We start from the raw sequence: 24,193 nt of genomic DNA, 5'->3' as shown, positions 1-24,193 counted from the left end.
AAAAAAACCTCTGTCGTAAAACAGAGGTTTATTTATAGTTATTAAGAATCGATTGTTAATTATTTCACTTTGAAAGTTACTCTTCTTACCAATTTTCTTGCTCCTGCAGAATCTTTATCTACTGAAGTATCTTCTCCTTGTGAAATCACATTTAATCTTTCTGCTGCAATACCAGCTTTCACTAAGATGTTTTTCACGTTAGTAGCTCTATCATTAGCCAATTTGTTATTGTATGGTGTATTTCCAATTTCATCTGCAAAACCAATAATATCAACAGAAGCTTCTGGATTGTTTAACAAATATGTTCTAATAAAGTCAATTCCCTCTGTAGAAACATTAGTTGGTTGTTTTTTGTTGAAGTCAAAATACGTAGCAACATACCCATCATTGATGAATTTTTTCATCATTTCAGAAGTTTTTCCGTCAGCATTATAGTTTTGGTTAGTTACATAAGTATTATTCAAATATTTTTCTAACTCATCAGGCACACCGTTTTGGTTAATGTCAACCATTCTACCTTTAGTATCAACAGCAACACCAGCAATAGAGTTTGGTTCAGCATCTAAATAATCCGGCACACCATCTTGATCGCTATCACTCATATCATTCTCAATTTCACCAACACGTTTTTCAAGAGCATTTAAAGCTTCTTGTTGTTTAGTGGTAATGGTCGCAAAATCTCCGTGAATCTTGTGCGATCCAAATGAATATGATAGACCTAACGAAGTTGTATACATACTACCTGCTAAGTTGTTATTATCATCTGAATAAGCGGCACCATCCCAGTTAAAATGTTGTCTAACATTTGAAATTAAAGTGAAATCAGCTGTTACAGCTAAATTTTTAGTGATTCTGAATTCTGGTGTAAAACCAACCATGATTCCACCATTCCACTCACTTCTACCTTCAAGCATTCCCATTTGAGGAGTCATCTGAGCAACTTGAACACCACCGTGGAATAACATTCCGAAACGACCTAACTTTTCTTGGATGTCAAACAATCTAGCTGCATTTACTACCCCTTGAAGTCCAATACGAATTTGTTGTAGTTCAAATTTTAAACTTTCATCACTTAGGTTTTCAAGCTTATCATAAGCTCCATCTAATTTTAAACCAAAAGTAGGACTAAACATATAGCGTACTCCAAGTTCATAATGGTTTAAGGTAATGCTACCTAATACTTTATCACGATCACTCGCAAAGTAACCAGTTGTATAAGGTTTGATACCTTTACTTTGACCGGCATTTAACTCAATAGACCATTTATTGTATTCGTCAACTTTTGATACTTCTGTAGAATCCTGTGCAAAAGAACTTGCACATGCAAAGATTGACAGGGAAAAAATAAGTAGGTTTTTCTTCATTTTGGTGTTTATTTATTGAAAATTCAATTTTTATTTGCGTGCAAAGATAGTTCAAAAGTTTAGATATTCAACTTTTTTGTTAAAAAAAATTAAAAACAATCTCTTAATTTAAAAGAAGTTAGCGATGAAATGCACACAATAAACATACTTAATAATGTAAAAATGATTTAGTTGGATTGCGAAATCCTTTTCGGTTAATATGGTATTAAATTGTGTTACTTTATTCTTTTTAAACTTAAATTTGTACTTTATTTTTAACTCTTATACTATGAGATTTCACACTCGAAAGTGGGTAAAACCCGAAGATTTAAACCCAAACGGAACTTTATTTGGCGGTAGGTTATTGGCATGGATTGATGAAGAAGTTGCTTTATACTCCATAATTCAGTTAGAAAACGCAAAAGTGGTAACAAAACACATGTCTGAAATCAACTTTAAAAGTTCTGCTAAACCAGGTGATATTGTAGAAATAGGAATTGATGTGGTTAGATTTGGACATACATCGATAACACTCACATGCGAGGTTCGAAATATCATGACAAGAGATACAATTATTTCTGTAGATGAAATTACAATGGTTAATCTAAGCGAAGACGGTAGACCACTTGCTCATGGAAAAACCAAAATAGAATATGTAAAAGACAGACTTGAAAAATAAGCTGTTATTGATTGAGATATTTTCTTTCTACATAAAATGTTCCGAATGGAATAATTGAAGCTAAACCTATTATTGCTAGTAGTTTGTAACCCCAATTTAAAGAAAATTTAAGTAGAACCGCCATAATAATGTATATTATAAAAAGAACTCCGTGTGCCATGCCAATAGTTTTAACATATATTTCTTGACCAAACATATATTTCATCGGCATAGCAAAAAACAAAAGAGCCAAAAGCGAAATCCCTTCTAGTAGGGCTATTTTTTTGAAGAATTCCAACATATTATAACATTTGATAGATTGCAAATCCATAAACAACGAAACGTAATAAACGCAACAAAGCAAACATCAGGAAGTTTTTAAAATTAAATTTAATCATTCCTGCTGCCATTGATGCCATAGCAAACGGAAGTGGTAAAAGTGCTCCAACAGCAATTAGTAACCCTCCCCATTTTCGCATGTTGGCTATGTGCTTACTCATTTTGTTAAACATGAAGTTGTTAACCGATGGTATAATCAACATCGCTTTTCCCAATAAATAAGATATTACGCCTCCTAAATAAGACAATACTGCCAAAAGCGAAAGGTATAGTATAGGGTAGTCGGTATTTTTTGTCCATGCAATCCAAATATCCGGTGGAAGTAAACCCAAAATTGACTCTGAAGCAAAAAACACTGAGAATATAGTTAAATCGCTATATCGTTCTGTTAACATAATCAACGCTTCGTTAATGTTAATTACATAATAATGAACATAAAGCAAAGCAGCAACTATAAGAGCTGTGGGCCAAAAAGCACTTTTTAATCCATCAAGAATGAATTTGTAAAAACCAGTATATGTATAATACATGTGGAGTTGTCTCCATTTATTTTTTTTTATCTTTTCGCGTTGCATAATTAATTTGTATCAGCTTCTGTGATATTTAACTCTGATTTGTTGTTTGTATAATATAAAAATAAAAACCCTACTGTTCCGCCCACTAGTGAAGCAATTAAAATACCCATTTTAGCTTGCTGAATTAATTCTTCGTTTTTAAAAGCCAGATTTGCAATAAATAAAGACATCGTAAAACCAATTGAGGCCAATAAACCAACACCAATTAGATGTTTAAAAGTCATTCCTAATGGCAAACTTGCAAGCCTTAATTTTATAAAAAGAGATGTTACTCCTACTATCCCAATGAACTTACCTACCAATAAACCGAAAATAACTCCCAATGCAACAAAACTTAATCCAGAGCTTGTAGAATCTGAGGTAATCGTTACCCCTGCATTTGCCAATGCAAAAATTGGCATTACTATATAGGTAACAAAAGGATGCATTCCGTGTTCTAATCGTTGAAGAGGAGTCATTGCTTGTTTTGAAAGCGTTCGCATATCTTCTAATATGTGAAGTTGTTCCGGTGTAACTGTTGGCACTCCATTTGGGTCAGCATGTTTAAATTTATTGAGATAATCTTTCATTTTTTCAATAAATCCTATTTCATCAACTTTCACATTAGCTGGAATTGTAAATGCAGCTAGAACACCTGCAATTGTGGCATGAACACCAGATAACATAAATGCCATCCAAACACCACCAACTCCTAAAATTCCATAATAAAATGTATTTCTAACCCCAAGTAAATTGGACACAATTAAAAGAAGTAAGAAAATTGAACCAACGATTAGACTTGTAAAAGAAATATCTGAAGTATAAAAAAAGGCTATAACTAAAACAGCACCTAAATCATCGGCTATAGCCAAAACGGTCAAAAAAACTTTTAAGGAGGTTGGTATTCTATTCCCTAATAAAAACAAAACACCCAAAGCAAAAGCAATATCAGTTGCCATAGGAATTCCCCAACCACTGTGAGCTTCTCCGGATGGATTAAACAAAAGGTAGATTACAGCAGGAAAAACCATTCCTCCAAAACCAGCAACAATGGGAAGTATTGCTTTTCTGGGGTTTGATAATTCACCTCCAATAATTTCACGTTTCAATTCTAATCCAACAACAAAGAAAAAAACAGCCATTAAACCGTCATTTATCCAGTGGTGTAGCGTTTTATCTAACATGAAATTGTTATCAATTCCAAAACTAATTTTATGTTCCCAGATATGATGATAAGCGTCTTTCCATGGTGAATTTGCTAAAATTAGAGCTACAACTGCAGACAGAAATAAAACAATTCCTCCCGTTGTAGATTTTCCGATAAAACGGTTAACGGGATCAATAACCCATTTGTCTATCGGAGTGATTTTAATTTTATACTTCATATTAATTTAAAGGCTTTTTGAAAAGGAGTGTAAAATTAAGAATATTCATTGAATATGAAATGTTCAGCAATTTATTTTATTTGATTTTATGTTTAATTTAACCTTTTGGCAATAGTGAATTGGATTTTTTTAAATTTATTAACCTTAAAAATTAAATAGTAGGGTTTTATCTGCTTATTTTTGCAAAAATTGAATTTGTAAATTTCTATAATGTCAAAAAAAGATATATTGCTCGAAATTGAAGAGAAAAAAAAGCTCTACAGCTATCAGTTAGGCGATATTGATCGTATTTTTGATAAGATAGAAAACGCTCCTCACAACTATCATTTACTTTATCAATTGCCTACCGGCGGCGGAAAAACAGTTGTTTTTTCTGAGATTACACGTCGATATTTAGAAAAATATGATAAAAAAGTTGTGGTTTTAACTCATCGTATTGAGTTGTGCAAACAAACCTCAAAAATGTTGAAAGGTTTTGATGTAAAAAACAAAATAATCAACAGCATCGTTAAAGAATTGCCTGATCAAGACGAATATTCATGTTTTGTAGCAATGGTTGAAACGTTAAAAAATCGTTTAAATGATGAAAAATTGCTGATTGACAATGTTGGTTTATTAATTATTGATGAAGCTCATTTTAATTCGTTTAGAAAATTATTTCACGCTTTTAAAAACACTTTTTTTCTAGGCGTTACGGCCACACCACTGAGTTCTAATATTAAACTTCCCATGAATGAAAATTATCATGAATTAATTGTAGGAAATAGTATTGGTTCCCTAATCGATAAGGGTTATTTGGCCAAAGCAACTACATTTAGTTATGATGTTGGACTAACTTCGTTAAAAATTGGGATTAATGGCGATTATACCGTAAAATCTTCTGATGAGCTTTATACCAATATGGCCATGCAGGAAAAGTTGATTCATGCCTATACAGCTCACTCATTTGGTAAGAAAACCTTAATTTTTAACAACGGTATTATCACATCATTAGGCGTTCTTGATGTTTTTAAAGAAGCAGGTTTCAAAAACATCAAACATTTGGATAATACAAACTCAAACGAAGAGCGAAAAGACATCCTAAAATGGTTCAAAGAAACTCCTGATGCAATTTTAACTTCGGTAGGAATTCTTACTACCGGATTTGATGAGCCAACAGTAGAATCAATTATTTTAAACCGTGCCACAAAATCGTTAACGCTTTATTTTCAAATGATTGGTCGCGGTTCTCGCAAACTTCCAAACAAAGATGAGTTTACTATAATTGATTTAGGAAACAATGCGGCACGGTTTGGTTTATGGACAGACAAGCTGGATTGGCAACACATTTTTAAATATCCTGAACAATATATTCACAATCTAAAAGGCGACGTTGAGATAGAACTAAATTTTTTCTATAAAATGCCACCGGAATTAAGAGCAAAATTCAGTAAAACTCCAATTATAGAATTTGATATTGAATCAGAATATCGACTTGTTTTATCTAAAAATTTACGCCCAAAAGTAGTTATAGAAAAATCCATAGATCATCATGCTTCAATGTGTGTTGATAATTCTGAAACGTTAACAGAAGCAAAACTTTTAGCAAAAGAATTAGCAGATGATATTGAAAGCAGAGTTCGACATTTTGCCAATTGTTTAAGTAGCTCTACCAAAAACTATCGTGATTGGTTAATTGAAGATTACAAAACAAGACTTTCAATTGTTATTGGTCGAAAATTTAGAGAAAAGCTGTTTTCAGAGGAGTAATTCTATCTTATTTTTTGTTAAAACTTTACATATTTTATTCTTTTAAAATTCTATTTTACCGTTTATCGACAATTTAGGTAGCTCATCTTTTTGGTGTGTATTTCGTCGATGAAATGAGTGTTTTCAACAGATTTCAAGGTTTTTATTTTGTATGACATATAATTAGTTCTATTTTTGAATTGTGTTTTAACTGATTGAAGATTAATTAATCAAATGTTAATATAACTTTTATCAAGTAAATCACTTTTTTTAGAGTCGTCCCCAAAAGCCGGCGTTCCAAAAAAATACCACAAACCACCCTAAGATTGTTAAAGTGCACCAAATTGTCTGGTTCTGCATAGGCAGATTCATCGACGAACGGAATTTTATTATCTAAAAGTTATGAGCAAAAAGCACGATGTAATGTTAATTTTAGAAGGAACTTATCCTTTTAATGGCGGTGGAGTTTCTACGTGGGCACACATGCTTTGTAATGAAGTGAAAAATTCAAACTTCACTCTTTACTCTATTAATGCAGAATTTGAATCTAAGTCAAAATATAAATTAAGCGAAAATGTTAAAAGCTTAATCCAAGTTCCGCTATGGTCTCCAATGGAGCCACAAGAGATGATTGATTATGGAAAAAAATACTATAAAATCATTTCTCAGAAGGAAAAAAATGATTTAGATAAAATTAATCAAGTATTTATTCCTGTTTTTCAAGATTTACTAAGACATATTTTTTCAAATAACAGAGATGTAAGAGCTTTTGATGAAACCATTCAAAAAATGTGGCGTTATTTTCAAAAGCATGACTATAAAAAAACAATGAAGAGTGAGCCTGTATGGAAAACATTCTGTTACATGGTTTCTGATTTGAATTCTGAACAAGAAAACGAAAAAGTATCGCTATATGATTTAACTTCAGGAATGCGTTGGATTTATCGTTTTTTAATTCCGCTATCAGTTGATGTTCCTAGAGTTGATGTTTCTCACTTAACCTTGTCCGGTTTTCCTGTAATTCCAGCTTTAGTTTTAAAATATAAATACGGAACTCCTATGATTGTTACTGAGCACGGCGTTTTTATCCGTGAACGTTTATTAGCAATCAACTCTTCAGAATATTCATTCTTCCTTAAAAAAATGTTGATTAAATTTTCTGAATGTGTTACTGAATTAGTTTATTATAAAGCAGATAAAATCCTGTCTGTGAACAAATTCAATATCAAATGGGAAAAAATGTACGGAGCAGATCCTGAAAAAATTGAAATCATTTACAACGGAATAGATCACAATGTGTTTAAACCAGCACCAAAACCGGAGCATTTAAAAGATATTCCAACTGTAGTTGCCGCTGCTCGTATTTTTGATTTGAAAGATATTATTACAATGATAAAATCATGCGAAGTAGCAAAACGTCAAATACCGAATATTCAATATTTGGTTTATGGTGACAATAATGCTGTTCCGGAATATACTGCTGAGTGCGAACGTTTGATTGATGAACTGGATTTGAGAGCGAATTTTAAATTAGCCGGTTATCATGATAAACCAAGCGAATTGTTTTGCGAAGGAGATATTTCAATATTAACTTCAATATCTGAAGGTTTTCCATATACCGTGTTAGAATCAATGAGTTGCGGAATTCCAGTTGTTGCCACAGATGTTGGTGGTGTAACCGAAGCATTAGATAATTCTTGTGGTTATATTTGTAAGCCAAAAGATGCCGAAGATATTGGAAATAGAGTAGTGGAGCTTCTTAATAACAAAGAATTAAGAGAGCAAATGGGGGTTAATGCACGAAAAAAAGTAATTGATAATTTTACAATAGGAAAGTTTATCACTGCTTATGAAGAAGTGTATGAAAGAGTTGTTACTCGTGAAGTTAAAGAAGTTCAAATGCCAATTTTAATTGAATCATTAGATGAAATAGAATCAGTAAAAGCCTCATAAACCCCACCCAAATTTACAACTAAATCTCAAACCTAACCAAAATAGAATGTATGTGTTCTACTAATGCAGCATGGAAAAGCATAGTGAAAATATTAAGATATTAATAGATAATGTAAAAGATAAAATAGGTAAACCGGTAAGCAGCAGAGTTGTAGCCGCTACTATTGAATCTTTTGGCATTAGAGATATTGATACCGAGGCCGATTATGGTGTTTCGGATATCCAAGACTTAGCAAATTATGTTTACAGACAACTCACAACGTCTTTAGAGCATAAAGAAAGTTTGAATGTCAAACAACGTGAATACATAGATTCAAATCCGGAGACCATTCAACTTTCGGATTACATGGCTGTTAAAGCTAAAATTTTTGCCCAATATTATCCATTAGGAATTTTTCATCTTCTTCCCGTTTTTCTTCAAATAGCGGCCATTGTTGTCTTTGGGTATTCATTGTGGACGCATGTTCATTTTAACCATCTTCAGTCAACAGCAGTTGTTTTGGGTGTAATTATTGGTATTGTTTCAACAGGAGGTTTTGTTCAAGTAATTGGTCGTCAAGCTACTTTTTACTGGAATTATCACGATTATTCGATGACTAAGAAAACAATCGATTATTTGTTGAAATTAGGAATAAAAACACTATTTATTGTTTTTGCAGTTATCCTTTTTATTAATTTTTTCATACATCTATACCCGTATAAAGTTTTATTTGTTGTGTTTGTTTATGCTTTTTTAATTGGAGTTCTTTTATTGGTCTTGGCACCATTACACACAATTAGACAACGCTGGATGATTACAGTTGCTGTTGTTTTAGGAACATTTGTAACAGTTATTCTAAATAAATATTCATCTCTTTTAATCTATTATACACATTGGTTCGGAATTAGTGTTGCAATTATTTCTGCAAAAACGTACTTATATATTTTCTTTCGAGGATATTTAAAAAAGCATCCACCAAGGGCAGATTTAAATATCAAAACATCTGTATTTATCTATCAAAACCACCGGTATTTTTTATACGGATTATGTATTTATCTTTTTATTTTTATTGATAGAATTTTGGCATGGTCAACAACCAAAGACGGTCAGCTTCCATTTGTGGTTTATTTTGAAAAAGATTACGAATTAGGAATGGACATGGCTATTTTGGTATTTCTCTTGTTATCAGGAGTTTTAGAATTTAGCATTGCATCTTTCACTCGTTTTTTAGACATTACACAAAAGTTAGTTCAATTTGAAAATTCTAAACTATTTAATAAAGAATTACACAAATTATATTGGCAAAATATTCTAATTCTATTAGCTACCGCCGGAGTAATTTTTATAATTATCTATCAGTTAATGTTTGCATCTTGGGGCTACAAAGGACAGTTTCATGAAGAATTAGAAGCTTTAAGCATAAAAGTAACATATTTTGGAGGTTTAGGCTATTTTTTCTTAGCTTGGGGAATGCTTAATACGCTTTATTTGTTTACTTTAGGTCAAACTGAGCAACCACTAAAAGGAATAATTTATGCCATTACAATAAACATTAGTGTTGGTTTTATTTTAAGTCGATTTGTTAGCTTTGAATATAGTGTTATAGGAATGTTGGCTGGAGCTATGTTTTTCATGTTTTATACATTAATGCACATTTTTCGTTTTTTCAAAAAACTTGATTATCATTATTATGCGTCGTTTTAATTTATTTTTATGGTTATTGCCATCGCTTCTTTCAACGCCAGTTTTCAGTAATCCTGTAAGCAAGAGCACTGTTTTGGTTTGTTATGGCAAATTAGATCCCGCAAAAATAAAAGGGTATAATTATGTTATTTTAGAAGAAAAAAACTTTAAAACAGAAGAAATTAAATTACTAAAAAAACACAACAAAAATGTGTTAGCCTACATAAGTTTAGGTGAAGTAAATAGTAATGCAATTCATTATAATTTGCTAAAGAATAGAACATTAGGAAAAAACAATAATTGGAATAGCTATTATTTAAATTTAAAAGATAAATCTACTTCTGTTGTAATTTTATCACTTGTAAACAAAATATTAGACAAGGGTTTTGATGGATTATTTTTAGATAACATTGATAATTTTTCATCTTTTGGACCACAATTTGCTCAACGTAACGAACTAATTGCTTTAATACAAAAAATAAAAAAACAACATCCAAATCATATTTTGGTACAAAATTCTGGTGCTGAGCTCATTCCGGACACCAAAAACTTTATAGAATCTGTACTCTTTGAATCTATTGCAACCGACTATTCTTTTAAAGGAAATGAATATAAACTCCGAGAAGTCAAAGATTTTAATCTTAGAATGAAAAACATCAATGAAATTCATTCTAATTACAAAATACCCATTTTACTTGTTGAATATGCCAATAATAAAATGCTTTTTAATCAAATAGTAAAACGTCTGTCTTCAACAAACTTCGAATATTTTATTGGAAAAATTGATTTGCAATCTGTTCCAAATTTCACAAAATAAATCATGATACTTTCTAGCTCCATATTATTAGGTTTTATCAGGCTCGTTTTCTTGCTCATGTTTTTGTATTACTGTAATAATAAGTTAGTTAAACGTGAGCATAGTCACAATTTGTTGCAATTCATTGTTAATGAGTGGTTTAAGTATGGGAGTTTGTCGCTAGTAATTATTTTTGTACTCATACAATGTAGTGTTTACAGTCTAATTAATTATGTTTTAATCATGATGTTCTTGATTTTAATTGATGTGGTTGGTATTAAAAATTTTAAAAATCCGGTTCGTTATTTTAAAGATGCTTCTAAGTCTCGTTTTTTCGAGTTTCTAAAAGATAACGAAAATAAAAAACCGCTTAAAGAACTCATACGATTAGAAAAACCAAAAAAAATTAAGGACGATAGAGTTTTTATTTTTTATGCAACATTGGTATTAATTGTTGCTGCTTTTATTGGAAGGTATTATTTTTATATTTATGACACTTATTTGCTCTCAGATTTATGGGTAGCCAATTTAAATAAAGTAATTCTTTTTGATGAAAATAGTTGGTTTAACGGAACAGTTTCTGTTGAGGGAGAGCTAGCCTTGAGTAGTTTATATTCTAAGTTAGTAGATGTGAGCCCAGAAGTTGGTTTGCAAAGTTTAGCCATTTTAGAAGATTTACTTCTGAGTCTAATTGTGTTTTGGACAATTCGAAAAATATCTACATCAAGAATTGTGGCCCCAATGATTGCTTTTTTAACATATGTGTTTTTGTACACATTTTCACCAATAGAAATTCACTATTTGCTACAAAACGAACCAGTTTTAATGGGTTTAACATTTGCAATTCCGTGTATGGTTTATATACTCAAGCCAGACGTAATTAATTTTAAAAAGATTAATTATTTCACCAGTCTAACTGTTTGTTTTTTTGCAATTGGATTAGTTGATTTGTTTACACTCCTAATTCTAATGCCACCTTTTTTTTTAATTGCTTTAGTATTTGTAAACAAAAATTATTTGTCTTTTAAATGGATTGCTCTTTCGGCTTATATTATTGGAACCTGCTCTGTATTGGCAACATATTTTATATTATGTAGTTACTATCAAAATGATTATTTTATTTTTTTACAATCAAGTTTAATTTCTGTAACGTCATTCACTTATATGCCTAATTTGATAATTCCTTTTGATGAATTAATCAAATATTATCAATATGGCTCTTTGTTTAGTATCATTATTTTACCTTTTTTAATTTGGTATAAAAAAGAACAATGGAAACCATCATTAGTTTTCATGTTATACTTCAACTTTTTAGTAACATTGAGTTTTATTCATGTGGAATGGATTGATACCGATTTACTTAGATTAGCTTTGTCGGTTTTTATACCAATATGTTTCGGAATAACAGTAGCTGTTTTATTAAGAATAGCATTCCCGATTTACAAAAAAGTACTTCGATTTAAAGTGCCAATTGCTGTTGCAGTTTCACTTTTTGCATTTGGTGGAATTTTATATTCGCAAATTCAACCTCTCAAAAACGTTAAAACCTCAGACAAAACACCTCGAATGGTTTTAGATGCTTATGATAAAATTCTACATGATTATTTTCCACATAGCTATGCTGTTGTAAATGATAATATTGCTCAAACATTGAGTTTAAACAAACACTTTTTTATTAATTACGAAGATTTTTTATTCAGTTACTTAGAAAGTGATTCCATCTATCATCACAACAGAAAGAAACCAAAATTTTTTGTTGAAAATCCGCAATACGTAATTCCTAAAAGTGTTTTAATATTTGTATATCATGACAACACAGAAACAGAAAATCATTTTGCAGATCAAAATCAATTAGAACCCCTATTAAAAGAACATATTAAAACGTTAGAAAAAAGAGGTAGAAAAGTCTCTTTGTATTACGAAAGCCCATATGTAAACGTATATGAAATTGTAAACGAACCCAAATCAAGTAAGATTGATGACCTAATCTATTAAGTATGAAAACCCGTGCAACCCTAAATCGATTAATGATACATAGCCTCATGGCATTTGTGTTGATTTTTTCAAGCTGTGCCGACTTTGATGCGATAATGAATCCCAACAATATTGATTTATTTTCAAAAGATCAAGCCGGAAAAAACGGTTTATTAAAACATTATTCAGACACCGATTTAAATCTTCCTCCATTGGTTGAATATGTCGTAGATTTTGAAAACCCAATTAGTGTAAAATACAGTAATCACCTCAAAAAATTGTGTAATTACACGAAAATTCCATTTAAAAATATCAATATCAAGGCTTGGAATGCAAATTTAGAAATTGCCCCTTCAACACGTGTTCTGTGTGTTTTGGAAACCAAAAAATTAAATGATGCTTCTGTTACTAAAATTTTAAAATTTGTTTCAGATGGCGGAACGCTTTATCTACCGTTTGCTTGTGAGGATAAACGTTTTGGTTTTATGATTGGAATGAAAACAAATTCTGATTATTTAACCGATGTAACTTCTGTTGGAATTAGTTTTAAAGACAATTTTATTCCAACTTTAGCAGGAACTTCTACCCGAGAATCAATTATTCATTTCGGTATGAGTGGTGAAAATTTCGATTTAACTAAAATTAAAATCTATGCCACATCCATTAATAATCCATCTTATCCAGCCATTTTAGAATCCAAAATAGGGAAGGGGAGAGTCATCAATTTGAACTCTACTTTCGAATTTGAAAAAATGGACAGAGGATTGCTGTTTTCAGGAATGATGATGGGTTTAGAAGGAATTCCATATCCAATTGCTAACACAAGTACAATCTTTTTAGATGATTTCCCTTCGCCATTATACGACACAAAAATGGAGCCTATCAAATCTGAAATGAATCTTTCCATTTCCGATTTTGTTAGAAATGTGTGGTGGCCGGACATGAAAGATTTAGCCAAAAAATATCAAATTAGCTACACAGCTGTTCCCGCTTTTGATTATAATGCCAAAACTGACCCTCCTTTTTTATTCAGTCAATGGGATGCAAAAAAGGTATCAGTAGGAGGTAGGATTGAACCCGTGAGTAGTTGGTTAATGCGAGATTGTATTAAAAATGGTCATGAATTAGGATTTCATGGATACAACCACGTTTCATTAGTAAAAAGAGACTGGAAAAAACAAGAATTTATTGTTACTGCATTAGAAGGTGTTCAAAAAAAATGGAAAGTAAGTAGCTTTGGTGATTTACCAATTTCTTATGTACCACCTTCAAATTATATTGATCAAATGGGTTTAAAAAGACTAAAAGAAGGTCTTCCCTCAATTAGTTTTATGTGTAGTTTATATTTAGGTGAAACGTACGATGGTGGAAACCGCGAGTTTGATTTTGATCCATATCATCATGGTATGTTCGATTATCCTCGTATATCCAGTGGTTTTGAAGTTGATAATAATTCAAAATACAACATTCAATCCATGTATTTATACACCGGAATTTGGAATCACTTTGTGCATCCGGATGATGTATATCAAATTCCAAGTCCATTTAACAAAAGTGCCGGTGATTTTGATCTTAGAAATGCAAAAGGATTGGGATGGCGAAAAACGAAGGGAAAATCTGGCGGATTGATGGCTCAGTTTGATAAATATCTAAAAGAATTTACGACAGCATTTCCACAATCTCGCTTTTTAAATGCAGGTGAAGGTGGATTTATTGCTTTAGACTGGAGAGCTTCAAAATTTAATCACAAATCGCATGATGGAAAATATATTGTAGAAGAATTGAATCCCGAAAATTCAATTTCAAATAGTCAATATTGGTTTCTGTACGGATCGTTGGAAAATGCAGAAAACATTGAACTTCAATTAAAATCAATTGCCGTAATATTTTCCAAAACAAAATATTTAAATGGTTATTTATATTCTGTTTACACCAATGAACCTGTTATTAAAATCAAAGATTATCGAGAATACAGAGATAAAGAATTAGATTTTATTTTTAGTAAAGTGCAAAATGATTATTACACTTACAATGCAAAAGTGAAAGTTTTTGAACAAGGCGAAGAAGATAGTGCCGAGAATTATGAAGAAGAAATTAGATTAGAAAAAGCAGCATTAAAACAACGCATGCTTGCAGAACCAAAAATAGATTATCCAACTTGGAATAAATATGCAGAATACATGTCGTGGGATAACAAAGGTGATGAAGTTTGGACAATGCTAGAAAAACATTGTGCAAAACATCCTACCAAAGAAAACGTAATGTATTCTCAAGAATTAGAGAAATTGATTGGTTATCCAAACGATTTAGCTATGGAAAAATGGATAAATGCTCAATTATTGGTTAATCCTAGAGATAAAGATTTGTTAAATAGTTATGTCGCTAATTTTAATACACCGGAGAATAAGGAAAAAATTAAGCAAGCACTAATAGCCCTTTTAGGTGTTGATACCGGAAAGCAAAGTATGTTTAACTACCTGCAGCACTTACTATGGTATGAGCCACAGACTGCTTTGGTTGAATTAGAAAAAATTGAACCTTCAGAAGATTATAGAGAATTAGCTACCAATATTACTTGGCTTTATGCTAACGAAAAAAATTATCAAAAAGCATATGATTGGTCATTTTACAGTAATGAAATTGACATTGCTAACAAAATGGAATGGCTTTTTCAGCTAAAACAATATGATACTCTCATAAATGAATATAAAACACATATTGAAAAAAATCCTGACGACTACAAAACCAAAGCTTTAATGGCTAATTATTACCACGACATGGGTAAATTTAAAGAAGCTTGGATTTTAGCTAGCGAATTACCGGAATCAAAAGAAAAAGAATCGCTTAGAAAAGCTTTAAATGCGGATGTTGTTTATCAAGATGATTTCCTGCAGCAAGATTTACTGGCAAATTATCCTGAATTATTTTTGGATAATGTAAAAATGGCCGTTACAAAAACCAATCGTTTAAAATATGGTAATTTTATTGAATCTGAGAATGAAGTTCAAACTAACAGAGACAGAATGGCTTCGTTAATGACAAGACATTCGTATAATTTTTATGATAAGAAAAAGAACCTTCATCGATTTGCCGGTACATATTCTGAATTTTTTCCTTTAATTCGTTCAACGGTTGATACAATTATAACTTTACCACGTTATGAAAGTAGAGAAGATAACGAACAATTGATAATTTCAGACGATAATAAATTTACCCGCGTATATGGTGTTGAATACCAATATAAAAATCCATTTTCATTTGAAAAATATCAATATTGGTCCAGAATTCGATTTGAAATGGATAATTATCAGCAAACATATTTCCAGTTTGGAGCCGGTATAAACAAAACATTCAAGAAAAACTTTAGTTCAGCACAAGTGAATGTATTTCCGGTTCAAACTGCTCCCGGACATGCCAAAGAAATTTATCATGTTCAATCGGTTCTGTATCAAAGTGTTTATTTGATGAGAAAAATTAATGCAACACTGGGAATTGAATCTAATTATTACACCAAAAGTAAATATAACACCGATTTTATCACAGACAACAACATTGACATTTCGGCTACATTGCGAATTGGTTGGGATGACGGTGAAGAGAAAAAATCAAAATTTGTACCCTTTTTAGAATCTGCAATACAAACAGGATCAGCCGATTTGAGTGATGGTTATCCATATTGGATGTTAGACAAACGTTTGTTTGGAGGAGGAGGTTTAAGCTACAGCTATGGTTTGGAGGAAAACGATTTTAAAGCAAAAGTTGAAGCGGCCTACTTTTTTGATGATTATGCAGATGTATTTCAGCGATTTTCAGGAACAATATCCTATCGATTGTTTAATTATACTGCTTTAGTTGCCGGTTTTGAAATATTTAACCAAGAAAAATTTTATTCAAATACAATTCAATTTGGTTTAAAACATAGCTTTAAAGAAAAAAACAGAACAAAATAAAAATGATGAAGTACAAATAAAATGTACTTCATCATCTTCAAAAAAACATGTACTTTTTAGTGTTTCACTATAAATCTTCTTGAATCATTAGTTTCACCATTGTTAAACTGAATGAAATAGACACCATTTGTTAAGACTTGTGTGTCAAAAATTACTTTATTTCCATTTTGATTAGAATTCAATTTCATCTGCTGACCTAAAGAATTATAAATTGTATAACTATACTCTGATGCAGCATCCATTTCAACAATTAACTCATTATCAGCAGGAACAGGATGTAAAATTACTTTTAATCTATTGTTATCTGCAACGCCAAGTGTTTCTGTTATTGTAACTTTATGATTTAATCGATTATATCCTGTTGACGCTTCCCATACATTATTATTAGCAAAACGAATAGCATATTCCGGTCTGTTGGCTAAGGATGGATAGGCATCAGGTAAGTGTAAAAACATATCATAATTTCCAGGAATAATTCCATCAGGTAAAGTTAAGTTTTCTGTAATCGTAATTTGATCTTGCCAATCTCTCGGATCAGAATCCAACATAATTGGAAAAACATCATTTGTAACAACATTTTTCAAAACAATATATGCATATCGCTCATTAAACGGAGCTGCATAACCAACATTATTTATATTTAATGTAACAGATAATTGATTACTTAACGAAATACTTTGAGGTAAAACGGCACTAGTTAATTGAAATCTATACCCTAGATTTTTTTGAATTTCTTCATAACAATCCCCGGTTTGCCAACCATTTATAACACTTGGATGATAATCTAAATTAAGATACGACCAGTGAAATTTAGCCATTTCAAATTGAGCAGTTGTACAATTAGTTCTCGACTCAAAAACGGCACATGTTTCTCCACCCATAGGCAAAAACTTAGTTTCTTGATCCAAATAAGGATACTCGGTATTTACGTTTGAATAGGTTCCAACATCAGTATTACTTGATAAAAAACAATCATTGTGATGACCAATTCTAGCTAAACTGGTGTTAGTATAAGCTTGACTAGGAGGGAGAGGAGCAGTAGTGTTATACATCTGCTGCTTCATCTTTGGATAACGAATTTGTACTGCCCTTGTGTTTGGTAAAGCATTCAAAATAGCATCTGTAATATTTTTTCTGTGTACATAATTAGCAGAAGTTAAACTGGTTTCATTGTAACCCCAGCCACCAAATTCAGCTTGGTCTGTATAATACCATTCGCCCCAAGCACCAATAAATCCGGCTTGCATTACAGCAATTACGTCAACATTAGCTGTTAATAAAGGCTTAATTTGATTGATGTGTTCCAGCATTCTCGCTTTAGTTGCATCTAGCACAACATCATCTCCATAATCATCTGAATAAGCAAAACGAATTACACATTTTAATCCTGCATTACGAATTCTGTCAAAATCCGTTTGCATATTGTTTAAATACGATTGCGGAATAGAAGAATTAACAAAATCATTCAAATAAAAATACCTAAAAACCAAAGTAATGTTTTGGTTAACGCGATAGTTTGTTAATGAAGATTGATTCAAGAGACTGTAACCACTTGAAGAAGAAGATTCTGTGTCACTGTACTTATAAAATCCACGCTCTGGATTTGGAAAGTTTGCACTCGATGCAGTATACGTAACTGTAGTAGTTTGTGCACCTCCGTAAATAAACAGAAGAGCACCAAAAAAGGTAAAAACTTTTCTCATAGTAGTAGGTTAGTTTTGTGCTAAATTTGGGTTAGCGGATTAAACGTTTTAGTTTTTTAGTATAATACGATGTTGTGGCTCATTGTATTACGGATTCAAATATAGATGAAATGTATTTTTTTATCGATGAAGTGCGTTAAAAAAATACATTAAAAATCGATGAAATGCATGTTTTTATATAAATAGTAAGAATAAGAATATAAATTAACATTTTTTTATGTAGGTTTTGATTCACTTTTTTTGAACATTTGTGAGAATTATTAGCTTCTAGTTATCAGTGAGTTAAGAATTTAACTACTTAGTTTTTATTAATTCTTCTGAAAACTATTTTTACAAGAATTTAAAGCAACTATTTTACATGATTTTTGAGCAATTTACGCAATAAATAAAACGATACGTTTTGAACTATAATTTATATTATGTAAAATAGAATATCTTTAAAAGAAGTTTAAACTCTTCTATTACTGATAAATAGAAATAATATTGAAACAAGAACAAATGTTAACGATATTCCTATGCTATTTATCACTACACTCGTATAGCCAATAGTATTTATATCCAAAAAAGGATACGGATAATGATTTGAATAATTTCCAATCAATAAAACTGTAAACAAATAAACCAATGGAAATACCAAAATTTTTAATATAAATTTATACGATATAGAAATTTTGTTTCTAGCCATATACCAAAATATTACAAAAACTATCGGATTTATAACATGTAACAATTCATCCACAATTCGCTGCAAACCAGTTGGCTCCCAAATAAAACGTAAAATAATATTATAGACTATGGCTACAATGCTAATGTAAACTGCAATAGCTGTTTGTACTTTATACGATTTAAATAAAGAAGAAAAATTAAATAAGTTTGATGTAAAACACATCGTAACCAAAATATTAGACAAAATCGTGAAAAAAGTGAAAAAACGAACAATAGTATCAAAAACACCAACTTCTCTATTTTGAAACATAATAATAAATTGAGTGATCAATGAAAACCATCCTAATAGGAAACCTAAAATCAAAATTAATTTTCTATTTTGCATACTATTCTATTTTTGATAAAGTTAATAAATCTGATTGTAAATTTGAAACTACTCTTAGAATTTATGTAACTTTATCATTTTAATTACTATTGGTATGAAAAACTCAATTGCTGAACGAATAGCGGATTTTCTCAAGAATTTCCCACCTTTTTTCAGTCTTACTTATCCGGAATTAGTTGCTATTTCAAATGAAATTCAGGTTGTTCATGTTGAAAAAAACCATGTTTTATTCAAAATTGGTGACAAGACGCATCCATTTTTTTATATTGTAAAAGAAGGTGCTATCGGGCTTTCCGTTACTTCCGATGCAGAAGAAACTTTAATCGATAAATGTGATGAAGGTGATATCCTTGGTCTTCGCCCCTTTTTTGCCAAAGACAATTATTTAATGACTGCCAAAGCCCGTGAAGAAAGCCTTTTATATGCAATTCCAATCGAAGTTTTTAAACCTTATGTAAGTCAAAATGCTGAAGTTTTAAGCTTTTTATTAGAAAGTTTTGCTTCCAATACACGAAATCCTTATGATAAAGAAAACAAAGGAAAACTAATATCTGAAAATGTCATTTATACAGAACAAAGTTCTGAAATTCAATATTTTCAACCAATTTCATATACAAAAAGTCCAATTACTGCTTCCAGAAAGGATATTGTGAAATTTGTGGCACAAACCATGACACAAAGCAAAATTGGTAGTGTAATTATTCAAGATAATAATCTTCCGGTTGGCATAGTTACCGATAAAGATTTGCGTTCTAAAATTGCAACAGGCCTTTTCCCTATTGATATCACTGTCGATCAAATCATGTCTGCTCCGGTAATTACAGTTTCCGAAAACATTTCAATCGCAGAAACCCAAATGATGATGCTTAAACATAACGTTGGTCATCTTTGTGTTACCGTTGACGGAACTAATAAATCCAAAATCATGGGAATTATTTCTGAACATGATGTCGTGGTAGCTCAAGCCAATAATCCTGGAGTTTTGCTAAAACAAACCAAACGGGCAACACGTTCTAAGGAATTAAAAGCAGTTCGCGAAAAACTGAACGATTTGATTCAGAATTCATTAGATAAAAATATTCCAATTCAACATATTTCCAATATTGTGGGCGAAATCAATATTGCAATCACCAAAAGAGCAGTGGAATTAGCCATCGAAAAAATGGACGAGCAACCCCCTACCCGATTTGCTTGGATGAACATTGGCAGTCAAGGACGAAAAGAGCAATTGTTGATGACGGATCAAGATAATGCCTTAGTTTTTGAAGATGTGGAAGAAGAACGCTATGATGATGTGAAAAAATATTTCCTTGAATTAGCCGAAAAAGTAACAAAAACACTTAATAAAGTTGGCTACGAATTTTGTCCTGCAGACATGATGGCAAGCAACCCAATGTGGTGTAAATCGGTAACAGATTGGAACAAACAATATAATTCGTGGATTAATAAACCTGGTGAAAAAGGAATTTTAATGTGTTCCATTTTCTTTGATTATGATTTTATAGTAGGCGATGATAAATTAGTTGATTTGATAACAGAAAACATCTTTGCCAATGTGCATAATAACCAATTATTTTTTGCTTATTTGGGTACGGATGCATTAAAAAACCCACCACCTTTAGGCTTTTTCCGTCAGTTTTTGGTTGAAGATGATGGTGAACACAAAGATACTTTCGATATAAAAAGTCGTGCTTTAATGCCATTAGTTGATGCTGCTCGTTTATTGGTTTTAAGTCAAGGAGTTAGAGGCATCAACAATACCTATCAACGATACAAAAAAATGGCAGAATTAGAACCTCAAAATGCTGATTTATTTGAAAGTTGTGCCGAAGCTTTTTCTACACTTTCACTCTTTAGAACCGAAGAAGGTTTACTAAATAGCAATAGCGGTAGGTATTTGAATTTGAATGAGTTATCAAAATCAGATAAAGTAAAGCTTAAAAACGCTTTTCAACCTATTCGCGATATTCAAGATGCTATAAAAAATCGTTTTCAACTCACTTATTTCACTTAAACTATGGTATTAAATTGGTTTAAAAAAGTAAGCAAAGATCATCCGAAATTTTGGGAAAATTACCTAGAAAATTTCGAGCAAGAACCTGATGAATCAACACCTAAACGTTTTGTGGTTTTCGACTGTGAAACAACAGGTCTAGACCACCGAAAAGATGTTATCCTGTCAATAGGAGCAGTTGCTGTAATTGATAATGCTGTGATTGTAAACGATTCGCTTGAACTTTTTATCAAACAAGATTTATATAAATCAGAAACAGCTACCATTCACGGAATTTTAAAAGAAGGTAAAGAATCCAAAATTGTTGAAGCAGAAGCTATTATTCGATTTTTGGAATTTATTAAAAATGCTACCTTAATTGGTCATAACGTAAATTTTGACATCGAAATGATTAACCAAGCTCTCAAACGCTTGGACGTGGGAAAACTCAAAAACGACAGCATGGATACCGATGCTATGTATCAAAAATTCAAAGGTTTACAAGAAGATCAACATTCTACTTTAGATGAATTATGTAAAATTTTAAAAGTGGAAAAAAGCGATCGACATACTGCTTCCGGTGATGCTTTTATTACAGCTTTGGTTTTTTTAAAGTTGAAGAAACGATTGGATATTAAATAATTCTGACCACTTTTTCAAACCTTCCATGATGACTTTTTGAAATATGAAGGTGCTTTTCATTCTTAATTATAAAAGGAATTTCATCTTTTTTTAAGATTTGAGTGGAAGTAGAAATTTCATTAACTTGATTAAACGATTGATTTTGAAGTGCAACGGAATGAACACAATCTTCTACAATTGAGGTTTTTACATAAAATAACCTGGCTTCAAAAGAAACTAATCCTAATTCATAGTCAATATTCACAATTCGCAATGGATAAAAACCTCTTTCTCCATTTTGTTGTCGGATGATTTTATAAACGGCTTCCTTCCTACTCCATAATATCCAAACCATAATTAATGGATTTTCAGCGGAATAAATAAGGATTTGCTCCTTTGTAGTAAATATTTTGTTTAGGTAGCCTTTACGTTGCCAATTGCTTTCTACTTTTGCTAAAGCTAAATCTACCACATCATTCCCAATCATTTTTCAGCTAATTTTGTTTCGATGATTTCTAAAGCAGATTGAACATTGAGCATTCTTTCCATTGAAGCATTATCAATCACAATATCAAAAACTTCTTCAACATCCAATATAACATCAACTAAATTGGCTGAATTTATCTTTAGATCATTGATAAAATCCGTATTTTCATTTAGATTCTCAAAAGCATCCTGATTTTTAATATATGGTTTTACAATATTTTTCAGTTTGAGAATAGTTTCTTCTTTATTCATCTTCTTTTTTTAACGAAGATACGCAACTTAATGAAACTTTTTGAAAACAACACAAGCATTAACATCGCCAAAACCAAAACTGGCTTTTACAGCGATATTGATTTCTTTTTGAAGCATTTGTTGCGGAATTTTTTCCCTATCAACCAAAGCCTCAATTTCCGGATGCAAATCTTCACAATTAATCGACGGAAAAATAAATCCGTGATGAACTTGCAAAACAGTTGCCACACTTTCAATACTTCCGGAAGCCGAAAGACAATGTCCAATCATTGATTTTAATGAATTAATATATGGAAAATCTGATTTGGATAAAAATAAAGCTTTACTCCAATTAAAAACCTCTAAACTATCTTTAATTGTGGCAGTTAGATGTCCATTTATTGTATCAATTTCATTTGCAATCACACTTGAACTTCGTAAAGCATCTTCAATACATTTTTGCACAGCAATTGAGTTTGGAGCGGTCATTGTTCCTTCGCCTCGTTGTCCGCCGGAATTACTAATTCCACCTAAAACTTCGGCATAAATTTTAGCATTTCTGGCTAAAGCCGAATCTAAATCTTCTAAAATTAAAGCTCCTGCTCCACTTCCCGGCACAAATCCGGAAGCACTTGCACTCATTGATCGAGAACCTTTTTCCGGTGAATCATTGTGTTTAAAAGTGCAAACCCGCATGGCATCAAAACCACCCCAAATATACGGGCCGCTGTCGGAAGTGCTTCCCACCAACATTCTTTTCGCTTGTCCGGAAACAATCCGATCATACCCCATCAAAATGCTTTCTGTACCGGTTGCACAGGCAGATGAATTGGTTGTGACTTGATTTCCTAAACCTAATTTGGCCGCCAAATAAGCACTCACGCCACTATTCATTGTTTGAGCAACAGCTGTACTTCCTAATCTTCTGGTTTGAAAATCGTCGATTTTATAAATGCTTTCCCTGAATTTTTCGATTCCTGATGTTCCTGTACCGAATATAGTTCCGCTATTCCAATCGGGATTTTCATTGTTTTCAATAGATAATCCGGCATCTTTCCAAGCTTCCATTCCGGCAATAACACCGTATAAAATTCCGGATGCGTTGAAGTTTTTTAATTCTAATTCTGTAAAATATTCTCTTTTCAGTTCTTCTGAAATTTCAGGTGTTCCCGAAATTTGACAGGAAAATTGCAATCGTTCTAATTCTTCATCGTGTTTAATTCCTGAAATTCCGTTTTTAATGGCGTGCAAAAAGTTGCTCACTCCCACACCATTGGGAGCTACAACGCCTAATCCGGTTATCACGACACGTTTCTTTTGCATTTTATTTTATAATTATTCCTGACAAAGTTCCGCTACAAACTTCTTCATTTTTGGTATTGATCATTCGAACTTTGCATTTTAATTTTCCAAAACGGAAATAGACTTTTTCTGAAATAACGGTGACTTTTTCGTTGGGATAAACGGGTTTTAAAAATTCTACTTCGGAGGATGAAAAGGCGATTTGCGAAACATCTTCATTTAAAGTGAGATAAATTCCCAAGCAAACCAAGCCAATTTGAGCCATTGTTTCGATTAAAATCACACCCGGCGTAATTGGATTATCTTTAAAATGACCTTTGTAAAAATCTAATTTTTCATCAAATGTAAATGTTCCTTTTGCTCCATTTTCATCAATTTGAAGCAATTCATCTACAAAAAGAAATGGATTTTGGTAAGGAAGTTTACTTAAAATTAAATCGGTTTCATTCATAACAATTTGAAT

Annotated in this window: 19 protein-coding genes; 9 read left to right on the top strand and 10 right to left on the bottom strand. The window is 31.6% G+C overall.

Features of this window, described 5'->3' with window-relative positions:
• Positions 1 to 59: 59 nt before the first annotated feature.
• On the bottom strand, positions 60 to 1,364 hold the full coding sequence (locus tag AC23MC_RS09895) for an OmpA family protein (protein ID WP_487568203.1): 1,305 nt from the start codon (positions 1,362 to 1,364) through the stop codon (positions 60 to 62).
• Positions 1,365 to 1,632: 268 nt separating this feature from the next.
• On the opposite strand from AC23MC_RS09895, the gene AC23MC_RS09890 reads away from it, so the two are divergent.
• Positions 1,633 to 2,022 (top strand): acyl-CoA thioesterase, encoded by a 390-nt coding sequence (locus AC23MC_RS09890; protein WP_487568204.1) that lies wholly within the window; start codon positions 1,633 to 1,635, stop codon positions 2,020 to 2,022.
• A gap of 4 nt (positions 2,023 to 2,026) precedes the next feature.
• Here AC23MC_RS09890 and AC23MC_RS09885 read toward each other — a convergent pair whose 3' ends face one another.
• The 3 genes from AC23MC_RS09885 to nhaA are packed head-to-tail and all read right to left on the bottom strand — an operon-like array spanning position 2,027 to position 4,279.
• On the bottom strand, positions 2,027 to 2,302 hold the full coding sequence (locus AC23MC_RS09885) for a DUF3817 domain-containing protein (protein WP_487568205.1): 276 nt from the start codon (positions 2,300 to 2,302) through the stop codon (positions 2,027 to 2,029).
• Position 2,303: 1 nt separating this feature from the next.
• The gene (locus AC23MC_RS09880; RefSeq protein WP_487568206.1) at positions 2,304 to 2,915 is read right to left on the bottom strand and encodes a YqaA family protein; all 612 of its coding nucleotides are present in this window, start codon (positions 2,913 to 2,915) and stop codon (positions 2,304 to 2,306) included.
• Positions 2,916 to 2,917: 2 nt separating this feature from the next.
• Positions 2,918 to 4,279, bottom strand: coding sequence for a Na+/H+ antiporter NhaA (gene nhaA / locus AC23MC_RS09875; protein ID WP_487568207.1), 1,362 nt, complete (start codon positions 4,277 to 4,279; stop codon positions 2,918 to 2,920).
• A 210-nt stretch (positions 4,280 to 4,489) separates the two neighbouring features.
• On the opposite strand from nhaA, the gene AC23MC_RS09870 reads away from it, so the two are divergent.
• The 6 genes from AC23MC_RS09870 to AC23MC_RS09845 all read left to right on the top strand — a co-directional run bounded on the left by AC23MC_RS09870 (position 4,490) and on the right by AC23MC_RS09845 (position 16,343).
• Positions 4,490 to 6,028 carry a DEAD/DEAH box helicase gene (locus tag AC23MC_RS09870; protein ID WP_487568208.1) on the top strand — a complete coding sequence of 513 codons (1,539 nt, stop codon included), beginning with the start codon at positions 4,490 to 4,492 and terminating at the stop codon, positions 6,026 to 6,028.
• Positions 6,029 to 6,409: 381 nt separating this feature from the next.
• Positions 6,410 to 7,960 (top strand): GT4 family glycosyltransferase PelF, encoded by a 1,551-nt coding sequence (gene pelF, locus AC23MC_RS09865; protein ID WP_487568209.1) that lies wholly within the window; start codon positions 6,410 to 6,412, stop codon positions 7,958 to 7,960.
• A gap of 70 nt (positions 7,961 to 8,030) precedes the next feature.
• The gene (locus AC23MC_RS09860) at positions 8,031 to 9,644 is read left to right on the top strand and encodes a hypothetical protein (RefSeq protein ID WP_487568210.1); all 1,614 of its coding nucleotides are present in this window, start codon (positions 8,031 to 8,033) and stop codon (positions 9,642 to 9,644) included.
• Entirely contained in the window at positions 9,616 to 10,440 is an 825-nt protein-coding gene (locus tag AC23MC_RS09855; RefSeq protein ID WP_487568211.1) for an endo alpha-1,4 polygalactosaminidase, read from the top strand. Before AC23MC_RS09860 ends, AC23MC_RS09855 begins: the two co-directional genes overlap by 29 nt.
• Before the next feature lie 222 nt (positions 10,441 to 10,662).
• The gene (locus AC23MC_RS09850) at positions 10,663 to 12,414 is read left to right on the top strand and encodes a hypothetical protein (RefSeq protein WP_487568212.1); all 1,752 of its coding nucleotides are present in this window, start codon (positions 10,663 to 10,665) and stop codon (positions 12,412 to 12,414) included.
• Between the two features lie 32 nt (positions 12,415 to 12,446).
• Positions 12,447 to 16,343, top strand: a complete 3,897-nt coding sequence (locus AC23MC_RS09845) for a DUF2194 domain-containing protein (protein WP_487568213.1) — start codon at positions 12,447 to 12,449, stop codon at positions 16,341 to 16,343.
• 56 nt (positions 16,344 to 16,399) lie between these two features.
• On the opposite strand, the gene AC23MC_RS09840 is transcribed toward AC23MC_RS09845, so the two are convergent.
• Both AC23MC_RS09840 and AC23MC_RS09835 read right to left on the bottom strand, forming a co-directional pair.
• Complete coding sequence (locus AC23MC_RS09840) at positions 16,400 to 18,046, bottom strand: DUF4832 domain-containing protein (protein ID WP_487568214.1); 1,647 nt, start codon at positions 18,044 to 18,046, stop codon at positions 16,400 to 16,402.
• Positions 18,047 to 18,494: 448 nt separating this feature from the next.
• Complete coding sequence (locus tag AC23MC_RS09835) at positions 18,495 to 19,097, bottom strand: Pr6Pr family membrane protein (protein ID WP_487568215.1); 603 nt, start codon at positions 19,095 to 19,097, stop codon at positions 18,495 to 18,497.
• A gap of 94 nt (positions 19,098 to 19,191) precedes the next feature.
• Here AC23MC_RS09835 and AC23MC_RS09830 point away from each other — a divergent pair, with 94 nt between their 5' ends.
• Both AC23MC_RS09830 and AC23MC_RS09825 read left to right on the top strand, forming a co-directional pair.
• Complete coding sequence (locus AC23MC_RS09830) at positions 19,192 to 21,111, top strand: DUF294 nucleotidyltransferase-like domain-containing protein (protein ID WP_487568216.1); 1,920 nt, start codon at positions 19,192 to 19,194, stop codon at positions 21,109 to 21,111.
• Between the two features lie 3 nt (positions 21,112 to 21,114).
• The gene (locus tag AC23MC_RS09825; RefSeq protein WP_487568217.1) at positions 21,115 to 21,732 is read left to right on the top strand and encodes a 3'-5' exonuclease; all 618 of its coding nucleotides are present in this window, start codon (positions 21,115 to 21,117) and stop codon (positions 21,730 to 21,732) included.
• Here the strand turns inward: AC23MC_RS09825 and AC23MC_RS09820 are convergent.
• The 4 genes from AC23MC_RS09820 to AC23MC_RS09805 are packed head-to-tail and all read right to left on the bottom strand — an operon-like array spanning position 21,725 to position 24,181.
• A complete protein-coding gene (locus AC23MC_RS09820) occupies positions 21,725 to 22,198 on the bottom strand; it encodes a 4'-phosphopantetheinyl transferase family protein (protein ID WP_487568218.1) in 474 nt (157 codons plus the stop codon). The genes AC23MC_RS09825 and AC23MC_RS09820 overlap by 8 nt on opposite strands.
• Positions 22,195 to 22,449 (bottom strand): acyl carrier protein, encoded by a 255-nt coding sequence (locus AC23MC_RS09815; protein WP_487568219.1) that lies wholly within the window; start codon positions 22,447 to 22,449, stop codon positions 22,195 to 22,197. The genes AC23MC_RS09820 and AC23MC_RS09815 overlap by 4 nt, the downstream gene beginning before the upstream one ends.
• Before the next feature lie 27 nt (positions 22,450 to 22,476).
• Positions 22,477 to 23,751, bottom strand: a complete 1,275-nt coding sequence (locus AC23MC_RS09810; RefSeq protein WP_487568220.1) for a beta-ketoacyl-[acyl-carrier-protein] synthase family protein — start codon at positions 23,749 to 23,751, stop codon at positions 22,477 to 22,479.
• 1 nt (position 23,752) lies between these two features.
• Positions 23,753 to 24,181: a 3-hydroxyacyl-ACP dehydratase FabZ family protein gene (locus AC23MC_RS09805; protein WP_487568221.1), complete on the bottom strand. Its 429-nt coding sequence runs from the start codon at positions 24,179 to 24,181 to the stop codon at positions 23,753 to 23,755.
• Between the last annotated feature and the right edge of the window lie 12 nt (positions 24,182 to 24,193).

Source organism: Flavobacterium sp. T50_26, assembly GCF_057652995.1.
Note: the sequence above shows the minus strand (reverse complement) of the source record. Positions and strands in the feature narration are given on the sequence as shown.

Bases quoted from the DNA above. Each gene is read 5' to 3' on its own strand.
- AC23MC_RS09895 (WP_487568203.1), bottom strand. From the start codon at position 1,364: ATGAAGAAAAACCTACTTATTTTTTCCCTGTCAATCTTTGCATGTGCA.
- AC23MC_RS09890 (WP_487568204.1), top strand. From the start codon at position 1,633: ATGAGATTTCACACTCGAAAGTGGGTAAAACCCGAAGATTTAAACCCA.
- AC23MC_RS09885 (WP_487568205.1), bottom strand. From the start codon at position 2,302: ATGTTGGAATTCTTCAAAAAAATAGCCCTACTAGAAGGGATTTCGCTT.
- AC23MC_RS09880 (WP_487568206.1), bottom strand. From the start codon at position 2,915: ATGCAACGCGAAAAGATAAAAAAAAATAAATGGAGACAACTCCACATG.
- nhaA (WP_487568207.1), bottom strand. From the start codon at position 4,279: ATGAAGTATAAAATTAAAATCACTCCGATAGACAAATGGGTTATTGAT.
- AC23MC_RS09870 (WP_487568208.1), top strand. From the start codon at position 4,490: ATGTCAAAAAAAGATATATTGCTCGAAATTGAAGAGAAAAAAAAGCTC.
- pelF (WP_487568209.1), top strand. From the start codon at position 6,410: ATGAGCAAAAAGCACGATGTAATGTTAATTTTAGAAGGAACTTATCCT.
- AC23MC_RS09860 (WP_487568210.1), top strand. From the start codon at position 8,031: ATGGAAAAGCATAGTGAAAATATTAAGATATTAATAGATAATGTAAAA.
- AC23MC_RS09850 (WP_487568212.1), top strand. From the start codon at position 10,663: ATGATGTTCTTGATTTTAATTGATGTGGTTGGTATTAAAAATTTTAAA.
- AC23MC_RS09845 (WP_487568213.1), top strand. From the start codon at position 12,447: ATGATACATAGCCTCATGGCATTTGTGTTGATTTTTTCAAGCTGTGCC.
- AC23MC_RS09840 (WP_487568214.1), bottom strand. From the start codon at position 18,046: ATGAGAAAAGTTTTTACCTTTTTTGGTGCTCTTCTGTTTATTTACGGA.
- AC23MC_RS09835 (WP_487568215.1), bottom strand. From the start codon at position 19,097: ATGCAAAATAGAAAATTAATTTTGATTTTAGGTTTCCTATTAGGATGG.
- AC23MC_RS09830 (WP_487568216.1), top strand. From the start codon at position 19,192: ATGAAAAACTCAATTGCTGAACGAATAGCGGATTTTCTCAAGAATTTC.
- AC23MC_RS09825 (WP_487568217.1), top strand. From the start codon at position 21,115: ATGGTATTAAATTGGTTTAAAAAAGTAAGCAAAGATCATCCGAAATTT.
- AC23MC_RS09820 (WP_487568218.1), bottom strand. From the start codon at position 22,198: ATGATTGGGAATGATGTGGTAGATTTAGCTTTAGCAAAAGTAGAAAGC.
- AC23MC_RS09815 (WP_487568219.1), bottom strand. From the start codon at position 22,449: ATGAATAAAGAAGAAACTATTCTCAAACTGAAAAATATTGTAAAACCA.
- AC23MC_RS09810 (WP_487568220.1), bottom strand. From the start codon at position 23,751: ATGCAAAAGAAACGTGTCGTGATAACCGGATTAGGCGTTGTAGCTCCC.
- AC23MC_RS09805 (WP_487568221.1), bottom strand. From the start codon at position 24,181: ATGAATGAAACCGATTTAATTTTAAGTAAACTTCCTTACCAAAATCCA.